17 protein-coding genes are annotated in these 15479 nt (G+C 41.3%); 6 read left to right on the forward strand and 11 right to left on the reverse strand.

Annotated elements, in window-relative coordinates; translation table 11 throughout:
- Nucleotides 1–152: 152 nt before the first annotated feature.
- From dusA to BHC43_RS08195, 6 genes are all read left to right on the forward strand, one after another.
- Complete coding sequence (gene dusA / locus BHC43_RS08170) at nucleotides 153–1226, forward strand: tRNA dihydrouridine(20/20a) synthase DusA (RefSeq protein ID WP_100157097.1); 1074 nt, start codon at nucleotides 153–155, stop codon at nucleotides 1224–1226.
- A gap of 35 nt (nucleotides 1227–1261) precedes the next feature.
- Nucleotides 1262–2056: a thymidylate synthase gene (locus tag BHC43_RS08175; RefSeq protein ID WP_100140950.1), complete on the forward strand. Its 795-nt coding sequence runs from the start codon at nucleotides 1262–1264 to the stop codon at nucleotides 2054–2056.
- Nucleotides 2053–2562, forward strand: coding sequence for a dihydrofolate reductase (locus BHC43_RS08180; protein WP_100157048.1), 510 nt, complete (start codon nucleotides 2053–2055; stop codon nucleotides 2560–2562). The genes BHC43_RS08175 and BHC43_RS08180 overlap by 4 nt, the downstream gene beginning before the upstream one ends.
- A gap of 333 nt (nucleotides 2563–2895) precedes the next feature.
- Nucleotides 2896–3393 (forward strand): thiol peroxidase, encoded by a 498-nt coding sequence (gene tpx / locus BHC43_RS08185; RefSeq protein ID WP_100157049.1) that lies wholly within the window; start codon nucleotides 2896–2898, stop codon nucleotides 3391–3393.
- 124 nt (nucleotides 3394–3517) lie between these two features.
- Entirely contained in the window at nucleotides 3518–4195 is a 678-nt protein-coding gene (locus BHC43_RS08190) for an epoxyqueuosine reductase QueH (RefSeq protein WP_100157050.1), read from the forward strand.
- Nucleotides 4196–4496: 301 nt separating this feature from the next.
- Nucleotides 4497–4829 (forward strand): SMR family transporter, encoded by a 333-nt coding sequence (locus BHC43_RS08195; protein ID WP_100140946.1) that lies wholly within the window; start codon nucleotides 4497–4499, stop codon nucleotides 4827–4829.
- Nucleotides 4830–4877: 48 nt separating this feature from the next.
- Here BHC43_RS08195 and hfq read toward each other — a convergent pair whose 3' ends face one another.
- From hfq to zapE, 11 genes are all read right to left on the reverse strand, one after another.
- Nucleotides 4878–5126: an RNA chaperone Hfq gene (gene hfq / locus BHC43_RS08200; RefSeq protein ID WP_100140945.1), complete on the reverse strand. Its 249-nt coding sequence runs from the start codon at nucleotides 5124–5126 to the stop codon at nucleotides 4878–4880.
- An 84-nt stretch (nucleotides 5127–5210) separates the two neighbouring features.
- Nucleotides 5211–6662, reverse strand: coding sequence for a ribosome biogenesis GTPase Der (der, locus tag BHC43_RS08205; RefSeq protein WP_100157098.1), 1452 nt, complete (start codon nucleotides 6660–6662; stop codon nucleotides 5211–5213).
- A gap of 132 nt (nucleotides 6663–6794) precedes the next feature.
- On the reverse strand, nucleotides 6795–7421 hold the full coding sequence (locus tag BHC43_RS08210; RefSeq protein ID WP_100157051.1) for a YfgM family protein: 627 nt from the start codon (nucleotides 7419–7421) through the stop codon (nucleotides 6795–6797).
- Complete coding sequence (gene hisS, locus BHC43_RS08215) at nucleotides 7421–8713, reverse strand: histidine--tRNA ligase (RefSeq protein WP_100157052.1); 1293 nt, start codon at nucleotides 8711–8713, stop codon at nucleotides 7421–7423. The genes BHC43_RS08210 and hisS overlap by 1 nt, the downstream gene beginning before the upstream one ends.
- Nucleotides 8714–8770: 57 nt before the next feature.
- Entirely contained in the window at nucleotides 8771–10042 is a 1272-nt protein-coding gene (ispG, locus tag BHC43_RS08220; protein ID WP_100157053.1) for a flavodoxin-dependent (E)-4-hydroxy-3-methylbut-2-enyl-diphosphate synthase, read from the reverse strand.
- 1 nt (nucleotide 10043) lies between these two features.
- Nucleotides 10044–10928, reverse strand: a complete 885-nt coding sequence (locus BHC43_RS08225; RefSeq protein WP_100157054.1) for a RodZ domain-containing protein — start codon at nucleotides 10926–10928, stop codon at nucleotides 10044–10046.
- Nucleotides 10928–11695: a type IV pilus biogenesis/stability protein PilW gene (pilW, locus tag BHC43_RS08230; protein WP_100140940.1), complete on the reverse strand. Its 768-nt coding sequence runs from the start codon at nucleotides 11693–11695 to the stop codon at nucleotides 10928–10930. The genes BHC43_RS08225 and pilW overlap by 1 nt, the downstream gene beginning before the upstream one ends.
- Nucleotides 11696–11699: 4 nt before the next feature.
- Nucleotides 11700–12782 carry a 23S rRNA (adenine(2503)-C(2))-methyltransferase RlmN gene (gene rlmN / locus BHC43_RS08235; RefSeq protein ID WP_100157055.1) on the reverse strand — a complete coding sequence of 361 codons (1083 nt, stop codon included), beginning with the start codon at nucleotides 12780–12782 and terminating at the stop codon, nucleotides 11700–11702.
- Between the two features lie 100 nt (nucleotides 12783–12882).
- Nucleotides 12883–13644, reverse strand: coding sequence for a hypothetical protein (locus BHC43_RS08240; protein ID WP_100152676.1), 762 nt, complete (start codon nucleotides 13642–13644; stop codon nucleotides 12883–12885).
- Between the two features lie 81 nt (nucleotides 13645–13725).
- Complete coding sequence (gene ndk, locus BHC43_RS08245; RefSeq protein ID WP_100157056.1) at nucleotides 13726–14151, reverse strand: nucleoside-diphosphate kinase; 426 nt, start codon at nucleotides 14149–14151, stop codon at nucleotides 13726–13728.
- A gap of 94 nt (nucleotides 14152–14245) precedes the next feature.
- Nucleotides 14246–15406, reverse strand: coding sequence for a cell division protein ZapE (zapE, locus tag BHC43_RS08250; RefSeq protein ID WP_100157057.1), 1161 nt, complete (start codon nucleotides 15404–15406; stop codon nucleotides 14246–14248).
- Nucleotides 15407–15479 lie beyond the last annotated feature (73 nt).

Below are 15479 nucleotides of genomic sequence, written 5' to 3' on the forward strand. Positions count from 1 at the left end.
TAATGATAGCAAAAGTGTATTTTTGCATTTAGCCTACCAAGCAATATATTTAACCCATGTATAATCTGCATTTATGTAGAATTTAACTAAGGGCTTCACTGTACTCACACAGTGATATGGCCTTGATTCAATGGTTTTTAGAAGTGCAAACAATGCAGGAATACAAACGTTTAAGCGCCAGCGATGGTACTGCAACGGCCAATATAAATCAGCAGATTAATCAAGCTCTGCCGCCAAGAACCTTGTCTGTGGCGCCAATGTTAGACTGGACAGACCGGCACTACCGCTATATGGCCAGACTAATTAGCCAAAATACATGGCTGTATACGGAAATGATTAACGCTAATGCCATCATTCATGGCAATCGAGATAAATTGCTGGCATATCATCCGCAAGAACAGCCCGTTGCCTTGCAGCTTGGGGGCAGCGAACCCGATGTATTGGCGCAGGCAGCGAAAATTGCTGCCAGCTATGGTTACAACGAAATCAACTTAAACTGTGGTTGTCCTAGCCCGCGCGTACAGCATGGTGCTTTTGGTGCTTGCTTAATGCGTGAGGTTGCGCTGGTAGCCCACTGTCTGAATGCCATGCAGGAAGCCGTAGATATTCCGGTTACCATTAAGCATCGCATCGGTTTGGATAAAGAAACTGCTTATGAGCCATTAGCTGATTTTGTCGGCACATTGCGCGAACGTACCGCCTGCCGCATTTTTATCGTTCATGCGCGTAATGCATGGCTCGAGGGGCTATCACCAAAAGATAACCGTGATATTCCACCACTACGCTATGACCATGTTTATCGCCTGAAACAGGAATTCCCTGATTTACAAATCATTCTCAACGGTGGCGTGACCAGCAATAAGCAAATTAGCCAGCATTTACAATATGTCGATGGCGTGATGGTCGGGCGTGAGGCTTATCATAATCCGATGCTGATGCGTAGTTGGGATGCTGAATTTTATGGCAGTACATTTCCTGCAGTGGGATATGAAGCCTTAGTCGAGCAATTGATTGAATATACACAGCAGCAGCTAGCTGAACCCGATAATTCTTTGCGCCATATGGCACGTCACTACCTAGGGCTGATGCATGGTCTGCAAGGAGCACGCCAGTGGCGGCGTATGCTATCCGATGCTTCTTTGTTAAAAAATAACAATGCCAGTTTAATTGCTGCTGCATGGCAGGCAGTGAAAAATAGCAGCGTCAGCCAGCCTGCATCAATTTAAGCTACAATTACCCTATTTTGTATTGGATAACCTGCATGCAACAGTATCTAGACTTAATGCAACATGTACTTGATCATGGCGTGGACAAATCAGACCGTACCGGTACCGGTACTCGTTCGGTTTTCGGTTATCAAATGCGCTTTAATCTCGCCGATGGGTTTCCTGTACTCACTACTAAAAAGCTGCATTTGCGCTCCATTATTTATGAATTGCTGTGGTTTTTACGCGGCGACACCAATATCCGCTATCTGCATGAGCACAATGTTACCATTTGGGATGAATGGGCGGATGCTGATGGCAATCTAGGGCCGGTTTACGGCTACCAATGGCGCAGCTGGCCAGCACCGGATGGCCGCCATATCGACCAAATCAGCAATTTGCTGCAGCAGATTAAAAACAATCCAGACAGTCGGCGCCTGATTGTTTCTGCATGGAATCCGGCATTGGTAGATGAAATGGCCTTACCCCCTTGCCATGCTTTGTTTCAGTTTTATGTGGCAAACGGCAAATTGTCCTGCCAGCTTTATCAGCGCAGTGCCGATATATTTCTTGGTGTACCGTTCAACATCGCCAGCTATGCCCTGTTGACCATGATGATTGCTCAAGTGTGTGATTTACAATTAGGTGAGTTTGTTCATACCTTAGGTGATGCTCACTTATACAGCAATCATTTTGAGCAGGCAAAATTGCAACTATCCCGTACACCGAAAAAGCTGCCCCAAATGCATTTAAACCCAGATGTAAAAGACCTATTTGCATTTCAGTTTGAAGATTTCACTCTAACGGATTATCATCCAGATGCTCATATCAAAGCCCCAGTAGCCGTATGAACAAATTCCGTAAAATCACCTTAATTGCAGCGCTTTCTGATAATAATTGTATTGGCAAAAAAAATCAGATTCCATGGTATGTACCCGAAGATTTTCAATTTTTTAAACATTACACCATGGGCAAACCAGTGATAATGGGGCGCAAAACATGGGATTCGCTGCCCAAAAAACCCTTACCAGGACGGCCAAATTACGTAATCAGTCGAAATCCGGAGCAAGAATTTTGCGGTGCTACATCCTGCCGGAATATCGAAGAGGCTCTTTTCCAATTAGCAGACACTGATGAAGTCATTATTATGGGCGGCGCACAAATCTATGCTCAAGCGATGCCCTTAGCCACTGATCTACGCATCACCAGAATTCATTTAGATGTTGCCGGAGATACATTTTTTCCAGAAATTAGCCCCCGTGAATGGCAATTAGCAGAAAGCAGTAATCATACGAGTAAACAAGATAATATTGTTTATGACTTACAGCATTTTGTACGCTTACCCACTGCCGATTAATTCCAATAATTATCCAGTAGTTAATTCGCATTCAAACTGAATTTAGCAATAGAGGATGAGGTTAAACAAGCAGGCTTTTTTTAAATATTAAATTTAATTGTTGCTTTGCCTGTATGATAACTATGATGTCTGATATTTAATGTCGTAGCCAATCTTCTATCCTCTGCTATTTTCAGACCTAATAAAAATAGATTCATTTAGAAATGAATTTTCTATTTATGCGTAAAATTAGCTTTAGTGTAATCAGCATAGATATACTTTGACAGTTATCCATCCTTCGCCCACAATAAGCCTACACGTCATTAACGAGATTAAACATCAAAGGATATAGTTATGAGTACTGTTACCCTAAAAGGTTCACCTGTTGAAGTAAATGGCCTTTTCCCCCAAAAAGGCACTACAACCCCTGAATTCACCCTTACCGATGCGAATTTAAATGAAGTTTCATTGGCTAGCTTTGCCGGCAAACGCAAAGTTCTAAATATTTTTCCAAGTGTAGATACTGGCGTTTGTGCAGCTTCAGTACGCCATTTCAATGCTGATGCGGCTAAATTGAGCAATACAGTTGTTTTATGTATTTCAGCCGATTTACCTTTTGCACAAGCTCGCTTCTGTGGTGCTGAAGGACTAGATCAGGTAATTACCTTATCTACATTCCGCCATCCCGAGTTTCGAGAAGAATATGGTGTAAAACTGAGCACAGGCCCTTTAGCTGGGCTGTGTGCCCGTGCTGTGATTGTTTTAGATGAAAACAATCAGGTTTTACACAGCCAGCTGGTAGCTGAAATCACTACCGAACCAAACTATGAAGAAGCATTAGCAGTATTGTAAAATATAATATCCAGATAAGCGTTCAGAAATCTGAACGCTTTTTTGCTTTTGCACTATGTCGTTGCAAAGGCAGCTTTGTTAAAATCTCATCAGAAGAAAATTAAAATAGCAGGAAACCATATCAATGAACCCACAATTAATCGTTACAGATGTACAACGCCCTAAACTAATTCCGCCCAAGGGTGCCAGCAAAGTATTGCTGCACTCATGCTGTGCACCTTGCTCCGGTGAAGTAATGGAAGCCATGCTGGCCGCAGGCATTGATTACACCATCTATTTTTATAATCCGAATATTCATCCGAAAAAAGAATATGAAATTCGCAAAGATGAAAACAAAGCCTTTGCAGAAAAATTCAATATTCCGTTTATCGACGCCGATTATGATATGGACAACTGGTTTGCCCGCGCCAAAGGTATGGAGTTTGAACCAGAGCGTGGTATTCGGTGTACCATGTGTTTTGATATGCGTTTCGAACGTACAGCTTTATATGCTCATGAAAACGGTTTTCCGGTCATCACCAGCTCTCTAGGCATTTCTCGCTGGAAAAATATGCAGCAGATCAATGATTGCGGCAAACGTGCGGCAGAAAAATATCCTGGTCTCACATATTGGGATTACAACTGGCGCAAAGGCGGTGGCAGTCAGCGTATGATAGAAATCAGCAAACGTGAGCAGTTTTATCAGCAAGAATATTGCGGCTGCGCTTATTCTTTGCGTGACAGCAATGCATGGCGTCGCGAACATGGCCGCGAAAGCATTAAAATCGGCACTAAATACTATGGCACTGAAGAGAAAGCTTAAATCACAAGATTCAGTGCGGTAACAAATCAATCATAGCAACCAATCTAAATTAGCTTAAAGTAATGAAACAGCGGATTCATCAAGTAAATTCGCTGTTTCATTAATATTTCGATAGGGTTTTAACCATCAGGCTAGTAAACTCGCTTTTTTATTTATCTCAAATACCATTTGTAAATGTCTGGCATCTAAAAATAACGACAAAAGATGCAATTTACACTTCTTTCAAATGACTCATATGTAGCTTTTCTGACCATTTTCTGCCATCCTTGCAAACAGAAACTCAGCTTATTAAAGGATAAACATGAATCAATGGATTTTCCTATCCATCGCCATACTAGCGGAAATTTTTGCAACCAGTATGCTCAAAGTAAGTAATGGATTTACCAGACTCATACCTAGCTTCTGCTCCATTATGGGCTATATCATTTCCTTTTATTGTCTGGCACAGACACTGAAAACCATGCCGGTAGGCATCGCTTATGCTGTATGGTCTGGAGTTGGCATTGTTTGCGTATCACTAATTGCATGGATAAAATTTGGCCAGAAGCTGGATATGCCGGCTATTATCGGTATAGGTCTGATACTGGTAGGAGTTGTAGTCATTAATCTTTTTTCCAAGTCAATGACTCACTAACAAAAAAACCGTGGCTAACCCACGGTTTTTATCAAACAGAATAAATGATTATTCTGGAGATGATGATTTTGGTTCATGCTGCAGGCTTACAGCCCGTGCAGGAACAATGGTAGAAATCGCATGCTTATATACCATTTGTGTTACAGAGGTATTACGCAATAACACAACATACTGGTCAAATGACTCTACCTGACCTTGCAGTTTAATACCGTTAACCAAATAAATAGAAACCGGTACATACTCTTTTCGCAGTGCATTCAAGAAAGGATCTTGTAACATTTGTCCTTTGGCGCTCATTTGGATACTCCGTTTTTTTGATTATGTTGTCGCTAAGCTGCACCCGCGTACAGCGATTAGAAAAGCGTAGTCAATGCTACCACATTAATGGGCATTTGTTTTCTTTGTACTGACTTTATTTTTACGTTTTACCTGCTTTTTCGATTGTTTAATCTGCTCACGTTTGGCAATCCGGTTACTCATTTTAACTCGACGCAATGGCTGTGCAGGCTTGCTGTCTTTTTCTTCATATGGATTGTGGTTAACATTATATTGAATACGTAAAGGTGTACCCTGTAAATGAAAGGCTTTGCGAAACGTTTGTGTCAGATATCTGGTATAAGCATCACTAATATGTTGCAACGCATTCCCATGAATCACTATGACTGGCGGATTCATACCCCCCTGATGGGCATAGCGCAATTTAGGACGAATTAGTCCGGCACGTGGTGGCTGCTGCCGCTCAAGTGCACTTTGTAGTACGCGAGTAATTTTTGGTGTGGGCAACTTAATCATTGCTGCATCATATGCTTCTTGAATTGAGCTAAACAGCCCGTCTATGCCCTTCTCTTTTAATGCAGAAATAAAATGAAATTTTGCAAAATCCAGAAAATATAGTTTACGGGCAATATCACGTTTTACCTGCTGTTTGCGTTCTTCGCTCAGTCCATCCCATTTATTGACAGCCACCACCAAAGCGCGTCCGGCTTCAAGAGCAAAACCTGCAATAGTAGCATCCTGATCAGCTATATCCTGCTGTGCATCCAATACCAACACAGCTACATTTGCCTCATCAATAGCTTGCATCGCCTTGATTACAGAAAATTTTTCAATTGCATCATCTACTTTTCCACGCCGGCGCACCCCTGCTGTATCAATAATCGTAAACGGCTTATCACCCCGTTCAAAATCAATATGTATCGAATCACGCGTTGTTCCGGCCATATCAAAAGCAATGACTCGTTCCTCACCAAGAATGGCATTTACTAGCGTTGATTTGCCTACATTAGGACGGCCGATGACTGCAAAAACCGGATGCTTGCTTTCAGTTTCTTCTTGCTCTTCAGGAAACGATTCCAGCACAGTTTCAATCAGCTCATAAACACCATCACCATGTGCACCAGAAATGACTACAGGTTCACCAAGACTGAGCTCATAAAATTCAGCCGCTAAAACTGGCCGATTACCACCCTCACCTTTATTCACTGCCAGATACACCGGACGGGTGCTTTGACGTAGGCGATTGGCGATAATTTGATCTTGCGGCGTTAAACCCGTCCGCCCGTCCACCAAAAAGATAACTGCATCTGCTTCATCAATAGCCTGTAAAGTATGCCGTGCCATCTCATAGAGAATGCCACTATCTACAACTGGTTCAAAACCGCCAGTATCTACCACCAGATAAGGTTTGCTTCCCACCCGTCCATGGCCATAGTGACGATCTCGTGTCAGACCCGGTAAATCAGCAACCAGCGCATCTTTGGTTCGGGTCAGGCGATTAAACAGAGTTGATTTGCCTACATTCGGTCGACCAACCAAAACGATTGTTGGTTTCATATAAATTCTTTCTAATAATTTTACTTCGCTGTAAAACAGCAACAGCCTGCCATAGGCAAGCTTTTTAAAAAACTACAATCCTGAGATTAAGGCATGATTACTTGCTCGTAATCTCAGGTTGAAATATACCAATTAGCTCAGACTGCTGATTTTCATTTGAAGCACATCGCGCTGTACTGAATCCTTGTCCAGAAGATTCAATGCCTGCTGATAAGCTGCCATGGCTTCGGTATTCTTCTTTTGTGCCTGTAGCACATCGCCCTTAGTTTCCAAAAGAATAGGTTTAAACTGGGCCACTACTTTTACATCCAGAGCCTGTAATGCTTCGTTATATTTACCCTGCTGCAAATAAACGGTAGCCAGCCTCTGAGCAACAATTGTCTGCAATAAGTCATCTTTCTGTCTATCTTTCACCCATTGCAAATGACGGATTGCTTCATCATACTTATGTTCATCAAAAGCAGATCCGGCCATCATCAGTGTGGCCTGAGTGGCATTCATGGTATCCGGATATTTTTCCTGTAGCTGCATCAGAGCTTTTTTACTTTCAGCCATATTATTTGCACTGGCCTGAGTCACAAAAGTTTCAAATACAGCAGCTGCTTTTTCATTATTATTGCGAATATGCCCCTGATAAAGCACATAACCCAGATAGGCCAATGCAAGCAAAAGCAAAACTGCAAAAATCCATCGTCCCCAACGCTGCCAAAAGTACTTAAAATTCGCAACTTCCTGTTCATCCTGAATATGTACAACCATTATGCATTCTTCCATTGTTGGATTAACTGTAAAACTGCATTTGCAGCAACAGTTTGTTGTTCATGAGTACGCAGATTTTTAACTGTCAGCGTATTGTTTAACATTTCTTCCTGCGCCACAATTACAGCAAAAGCTGCACCACTGGCATCGGCTTTTTTCAGCTGCGCTTTCAAACTTTGATCGCCACAATGCAGGTAAACACTCAATCCAGCTTCGCGTAATATTTTTGCATTCTGCATTGCTGTCAAACTACTACCTTCACCCTGATGCAGAACATAAATATCAGGAGCAGCATTAACCTTCAATTTTCCGAATTCCTGCACAAGTAATAATAAACGCTCAATTCCCAGTGCAAAACCAATTGCCGGTGCCGGTTTACCTCCTAGCTCTTCAATAAGGCCATTATATCGGCCACCACCACACACCGTAGCCTGTGATCCGAGCTTATCCGTTGTCCATTCAAACACTGTCAGATTATAGTAATCTAACCCCCTAACCAGACGTGGGTTTTCAACATAATGGATACCCAGACCATCTAACATACTTTTCAGAGTATTATAATGTGCCAATGACTCATCGCCCAAGTAATCAGTCAAGCGTGGGGCGGCATTGGCCATTGCCTGTAAGTCAGGATTTTTAGTATCCAGTACCCGTAAAGGATTAGTATGCATTCGCCGCCGGCTATCTTCATCTAGAATAGCTTCATGCTGTTGCAGATATGCAATTAAAGCTGTGCGATGTGCTGCCCGCTCCTGCTGATTACCCAAAGTATTGAGCTCTAAAGTAAGATGTTCTTGAATGCCTAGGCGTTCCCACAAATTGGCACTCATAGCTATAAGCTCAGCATCCACATCAGGTCCGTCAAATCCAAGTGCTTCAACTCCAACCTGATGAAACTGACGATAACGCCCTTTCTGCGGCCGTTCACGTCTAAACATCGGCCCCATATACCATAACTTTTGCGGGTTATTATAAAGTAAATTGTGCTCTACTACGGCGCGTAAACAGGAGGCTGTACCTTCAGGCCTCAGGCTCAAACTTAATTTATCGTTTGAATCGGCAAAAGTGTACATTTCCTTGCCAACCACATCAGTCTCTTCGCCGATAGAACGCACAAATAAACCGGTTTGTTCCACCATCGGCGTCCGAATCTGGCTATAGCCAAAACTGCGTGTCCATAATGCCACTACATCTTCAAATGCCTGCCAGAGTGCTGCTGTTAGCTTGAAATCTTTTTGCACTACTGGTAACAAATCATTCATGCCTTTAACGGCCTGGATTTTCTTACCCATAATATTTTATTTTTATCCCTATGAAACAATACAGCCTGTCACAGCTTGAAGGTCTGTTTATTGTAAAGCGGCAATCGGAATAACTTTAGCTGGCGCCCTTTTTTTACCCTGACTGCCATAATTAGTATGGATATATTCTTCAACTAATGCCAGAAATTCTTCAGCCATATGCTCACCTTTTAGAGTGGTTTTCCGTTCACCGTCTATATATACAGGAGCCACAGGCGTTTCACCAGTACCGGGTAATGAAATACCTATATCAGCCAGTTTACTTTCACCTGGTCCATTCACAACACATCCCATTACTGCTACATTCAAGTTTTCTACACCAGGATATTGCAAACGCCACACCGGCATTTTTTCACGCAAATATTGCTGAATATCACGTGCCAGCTCCTGAAAAACAGTACTAGTGGTTCTTCCACAACCTGGGCAAGCTGTTACCAATGGTGTAAACGAACGGATACCCATAGTCTGCAAAATTTCCTGAGCCACAACGACTTCCTGCGTCCTAGCACTTCCAGGTTCGGGCGTTAATGAAACGCGAATCGTATCACCAATGCCCTGTTGCAAAAGAATGGATAATGCAGCAGTGGAAGCAACGATACCTTTACTGCCCATTCCCGCTTCAGTAAGACCCAAATGTAATGGATATTGACAGCGGGCAGCTAGATTATGATAAACCTCAATCAAATCCTGCACATTTGATACTTTACAAGATAAAATAATTCGATCTGAAGGCAATCCCAGATTTTCAGCCTTTTGTGCTGAATCAAGAGCTGAAACAATTAAAGCTTCTTTCATTACAGCTTCAGCAGGCTGAGGAACAGGTAAAGCCAAATTGGCGTCCATCATCCGTTTGGCCAAAGCCTGATCTAATGACCCCCAGTTCACTCCGATACGAACCGCCTTATCATTTTCAGCTGCAGTGTGAATCATAAAGGCAAATTTTTCATCGCCTTTAACCCCTTTGCCTACATTTCCCGGGTTAATGCGGTATTTTGCTAGTGCCCGAGCACAATCTGGATAATCTTTGAGTAAGCGATCACCATTAAAATGAAAATCCCCTACTAACGGTACATTACAACCCATATCATTCAGTCGCTGACGAATTTCAGCCACTTTAGCAGCAGCTTGGGGGGTATTTACCGTAATTCTAACCAGCTCAGAACCAGCATCAGCCAGTGCTTTCACCTGATTAGCCGTCAGTTCAGCATCAGCCGTATCAGTATTGGTCATAGACTGCACTCTCACCGGTGCGTCAGAACCAATTACAATTTGTTCAATTTTTACCTGATAAGTTTTCCTGCGTACTCCGGACAACGTCATTTCAATTACCACCTACCATAACTACAGCAGTTCTTTTTTTATTTTGAGGAATAATAACATCTTTGCCCGCAAACTTGATGCTGGCCCCGGGTGTATAACCAATAATAACTTTATAAGGTGCACTGCCGCTAAATTGTTGAGTGCTTCCGGCATCGACAACCTGACTGATTAATACTTTGCCATTTTTGTCACTCACTTGTAACCAAGATTTATTTTCAAGTTTGATAAGCAACGCCTCTGAATCAGCAGCAACAGGCTCTGATGCATTAGTTTTGGTATTAGCTTCCTGAGGCTGACTGTCGCTGATTACTGTAGTCGATGCAGTACTGCTGACTTGTTCACTTGCAGGCATCGGTACCACACGAATATTACTAGCTGCAATATCACTAATGGACGCAGTTTGCGCAGAAACTTCCTGACTAGCTGTAGCAGCCTGTTTGGCATTTTCAGATGTTGATTTACTTTGCCACGCATATACCACTGCACCAATGATAATCAGCACCAGCAATGCAATAAGCCAACGCGGGAAATGGCGGCGTTGCGGTTTGTCCTGAAAATCTAATTCAGAAGATAACACTTTGCTACTGTCTGATGTGGAATAGCGTTGTCCGGATGGAAAAATCTGCTGCAAATATTGCTTAAATTCTGACTCATCCAGCTCAAGCAAGCGTGCATAGGAACTTAAAAAACCTTTAATGAATACCGCTTCCGGCAAACCTTTATAACTGCCACTTTCCATTGCCTCAATCTGTCTAGCTGGTAATTTTAAACGCTCTGCAACCTCACCAACAGATAAGCCTTTTTGCTTTCTTGCCTGGGATAATATTGCTCCCAAAGTGACAGCGGCATTCGGGCTGGAATCGAGATTTTTGGTTTGCTCATTCATTAGAATTTTCCTGTAGAAACCTGCTCTAATTCAGCAGAATAAGGGAAATTATTACGCAATTGTGCTTCATATTCATAAGCCGCTTGCATATTACCAAGAGATTTTTCAATTCTCCATCCAAGTAACAAATCATCAGCAGATAAACTATTTACCTGGCTTTGGTATTGTTTAAACAGATAATTGGCTTCAGAAACACTACCTGATTGCAAATCATTTCGAGCCATTTCTTTCTTTGCAGCAATAAAATTAGGATTAGCAGCTAAAGCCCGCTCAAAATAACTGTTTGCCAGTTGATACTGTCCCATCCGACTACTACAGATTCCTTTATTAAACTGAGCAACTTCCGGTGTAGGATAAGTCGGATCTGATAAAGCCTTATCAAAATATGAAATGGATGCATTTGGCTTCTTAAGAACATCACAGACAAACCAGCCGAAATTGTTATTAACTTCAGCACTGTCTGGAGCCAAAGCAAGCGCTCGCTGAAAACTTTCTTCTGCCTTAGCTGGCTCTTTCAAATACTGCCAGATTTGCGCACGAATTAACCAAGCATCAAGTGAGCTACTGTTATTTTTTATAGCTTCATCAATAGCTTCTACAGCTTGTCTATAATTTTTATTTCTTAGATATTCTACTGCCAGCTGGGTTTTAATTTGAGCTACCTCGCGTGCTCGCTGAGCAGCAGTTGGCTTTTTATCCAGAGTTTGAGTAGCACAAGCTGATAAAATTACAGTCATCAGTAAAATTGATCCAAGTTTTTTTTTCATCAAATTACCCCTGTACAAGCTGCCATTTTTGTTGACGCCGAGTTTTATCTTTTACTTTGCCAGCAAGCTGACCACATGCTGCATCAATATCATCACCACGAGTTTTTCTGACAGTAACAACAAAACCTGCTTCCAGTAATATTTCTCTAAATACACGGATGCGCTCGTTAGTCGATCGTTCAAAACCAGAATTAGTGAATGGATTAAATGGGATCAAATTGAATTTACAAGGTACATCTTTAACCAGCTCAATCAATTCGCGTGCGTGTTGAGGTTCATCATTGACACCCTTTAACATAATATATTCAAAAGTAATAAAATCACGTGGAGCTTTAGCCAAATAACGCTGACATGCTGCCATTAATTGGCTAAGCGGATATTTTTTATTCAATGGTATCAAATGATCTCGAACCTCATCATTTGAAGCATGCAATGAAATAGCAAGAGCTACAGGCATCACATCCTTCAATCGATCCATTTGTGGCACCATGCCCGACGTAGACACTGTCACACGGCGACGGGACAAGCCATACCCATGGTCATCAAGCATTATACTCAGCGCTGTAACTACATTTTCAAAGTTTGCTAAAGGTTCGCCCATCCCCATCATTACCACATTGGAAATCACTCTTTCATCCCTAGGTGTCACACCCAGCGCTTTATTTGCCCACCAAAGCTGACCGATAATTTCTGCAGTAGTGAGGTTACGATTAAAACCCTGTCGGCCTGTTGAGCAAAATAAGCATTCTAAAGCACAACCAACCTGTGAAGAAATACATAAAGTACCCCTACTATCTTCAGGAATAAATACTGTTTCCACACCATTGCCTGTACCTACGTCTAACAACCATTTACAAGTGCCATCTGCAGATTTTTGCTCTACCAAAAGATCAGGCACTTTAATTTCTGCCTTATCCAATAATTTATGGCGTAATGATTTAGCCAGATCAGTCATATCTGTAAAATCAGCTACACCCCCTGGGTGCATCCAGCGCATAACCTGCTTGGCACGAAATGGCTTCTCCCCCATCTGAGCAAAGTGTGCAGTTAAGCCGGGTAAGTCAAAATTTAGCAAATTGGTTTTCATCTGGAAAATACACAAAAATTACGTAACAAATGCTACAAAACAAACTAATCTAAAACATTATGCTGATAATACAAATTTATTCAACAATTTATACAATTCTTTAATTTTTACCAGATAAAAAATGCCATACTTTTTTTAGTGTTTTCTCAGTTTTTTTCTTTTGAACTATCACATTAAATAAACGACGATAATGATTAGGCGGACAAGTTAAGACTTCAGTAGCATGCCAACCATCAGCAGTATTTTTAAAAAGAAAACTGCTGTTATCACGTATATCAAAGCCTTCCACACTCTCAAAATCACTAATGTCTGGGTTAGTTTTGGCTGTTTTTTTACCACTGAGAGCCAATATTGAACCACCCCATTCTATTTCCCAGTCTGCTGAAGTATTAAAATAAAAAATATGTGTTCCGATTTTGTCAAAACTATCACAATGTGGTGAAACCTCAGAACCTGTTTCACCAACATGCCACGCATACCGAATCTCATATTCATCAAGATTTAAATACCGTCTTAAAAACTCCTGATAAGGTTCAAAAGTTTGTACCTCCCGAACAAACTCTTGCCAAACTTCAGGTAATTGTTCTATTTTGGTAACGCCTGGTCCAGACTGGTCATTTTTATGATATATAGATTTCTCAAAAGCCAGATAATAACGGTTATGAGGACGCTGACCACTTTTTCCACGTGGTCTATTAACATGTTTTTCAAACAACTCAAGACTTGGAAAATTATTATATAAATTATTAAATGCTTCTGGTAACAAAATTTCCTTAAATAGATGATTCGGAAATGGTTTTGTTTCGTTAAATGTTTGTACAGAAAGTGATTTTAAAGCTGGTAAATTAAAAAAATCAGACATCTCATTTCTCCAGTTAACATATATAGTTACAAATTAGTCCACCCCTATAGGTGGACTAATTCAATTCATATACAAACTATTTTATCGTGTGCACAATTCATCGGCAGCAAAAAAATAAGCAATTTCTGTAGCTGCATTTTCAAGGCTATCAGAGCCATGCACAGCATTAGCATCGATTGAATCAGCAAAATCAGCTCGAATAGTTCCGGCTGCTGCGTCTTTCGGATTAGTTGCACCCATGAGCTCACGATTTTTAGCGACCGCACCTTCTCCTTCCAGTATCTGGATCATCACCGGACCACTAATCATAAAATTCACCAGTTCACCAAAAAAAGGACGTTCTTTGTGTACAGCATAAAAACCTTCTGCCTCAGCTTTAGACAAATGTTTCATTTTTGCAGCGATAATTTTCAAACCATTATTTTCAAATCGGCTGTAAATCTGTCCAATAACGTTTTTTGCAACTGCATCAGGTTTAACAATAGATAAAGTACGTTCGATAGCCATGTTTGTTTCCATTATATTCAAATTAATAAAAATACATATTTTTAGGCGCAAAGAATGCGTAAGACTGTTTTTGTCATTTTAACAAATTTCCGCTTTATTTAATATCTTTTCCTAAATGTACAGTTTCTTTATCCAAAGTAAGATGAGGCAAGTTTAAATATTCTTCAGACTGCATTTCTGTCAGACGACTGGCCGTTCGGGTAAATTCATTAGCAAAGTCACCTTCCGTATATATATTATCTATTGGCACATCACAACTGGCACAGAGTTTGATTCGATAATCATACAATACATCAATAAGCCAAGTGAGACGACGGGCTTCTGCCATCTGAGCAGAGCCCATCTTCGGTATAGCAGATAAAATCAGTACGCGAAATTTTTGCGCCAGCTCCAGATAATCATTCTGTGAACGCGGTCCACAGCATAAAGTTTCAAAATCAAACCAAATCGTTGAATCAGATATTGCTTTATAGGACAGTTTCCGGCCCAATATTTCGATATCTCCGCCAGTGATTGGCTGCTGACCATTTATTTTATGAAAAATATCCCCTAGTTTTTTTTCGCTAACTGTATCTGCCGGTATGTAAAATATATCAGCAGGCTTGAGCGATCGCATGCGATAATCTTCACCACCATCAACATTTAGAATTGTCAGTTCTTTTTCAATCAATGCAATAGTTGGTAAAAAACTGGAACGGTTTTGCCCCTGATAATAAAGATCTGCTGGAGCATAATTAGATGTAGCCACCATTACTACGCCTTGCTCAAACAGGCCTTCCAGCAAGCGTCCGAGAATCATTGCATCAGCGATATCACTGACATGAAATTCATCAAAGCATAATACCCTAACCTCACGAGCAATATCCTCTGCCACAGCATGTAAAGGATTGGCCTGACTATGATGCTCTTTCAGACGTTGCTGCACTTCTGCCATAAACGCGTGAAAATGGACTCGGCGTTTGCGCCGATAAGGTAAGCAACCAAAAAACACATCCATCAAAAAGCTTTTACCACGTCCAACACCTCCATACATATATAATCCTTTGGGTGCCCGAGGTGAACGTAAGCTGCGTCCTAAAAATCGATTACGCTTGCGTTTAAACATCATTAACTCTGTCCAGAGCCTGTCAAGTTGTTTAATAGCCCGCAACTGAGCGGCATCATGTATGAATCCAGGTTTCTGCTCTGCAGCCTGATACCAAGACAGAGGACTTTGATTATTAAATTCGGGAGCAACAAAGACGGATGTGGTCATATTGTTCGTTTTCTTCTGAGGAAAGAGCGTATAAGGCAAAAGTTAAAAGACGTAACCATAGCACACTCATTAA

Origin of the sequence: Snodgrassella alvi (genome assembly GCF_002777855.1) — a bacterium.
In the GTDB taxonomy this organism is placed as follows: domain Bacteria; phylum Pseudomonadota; class Gammaproteobacteria; order Burkholderiales; family Neisseriaceae; genus Snodgrassella; species Snodgrassella alvi_E.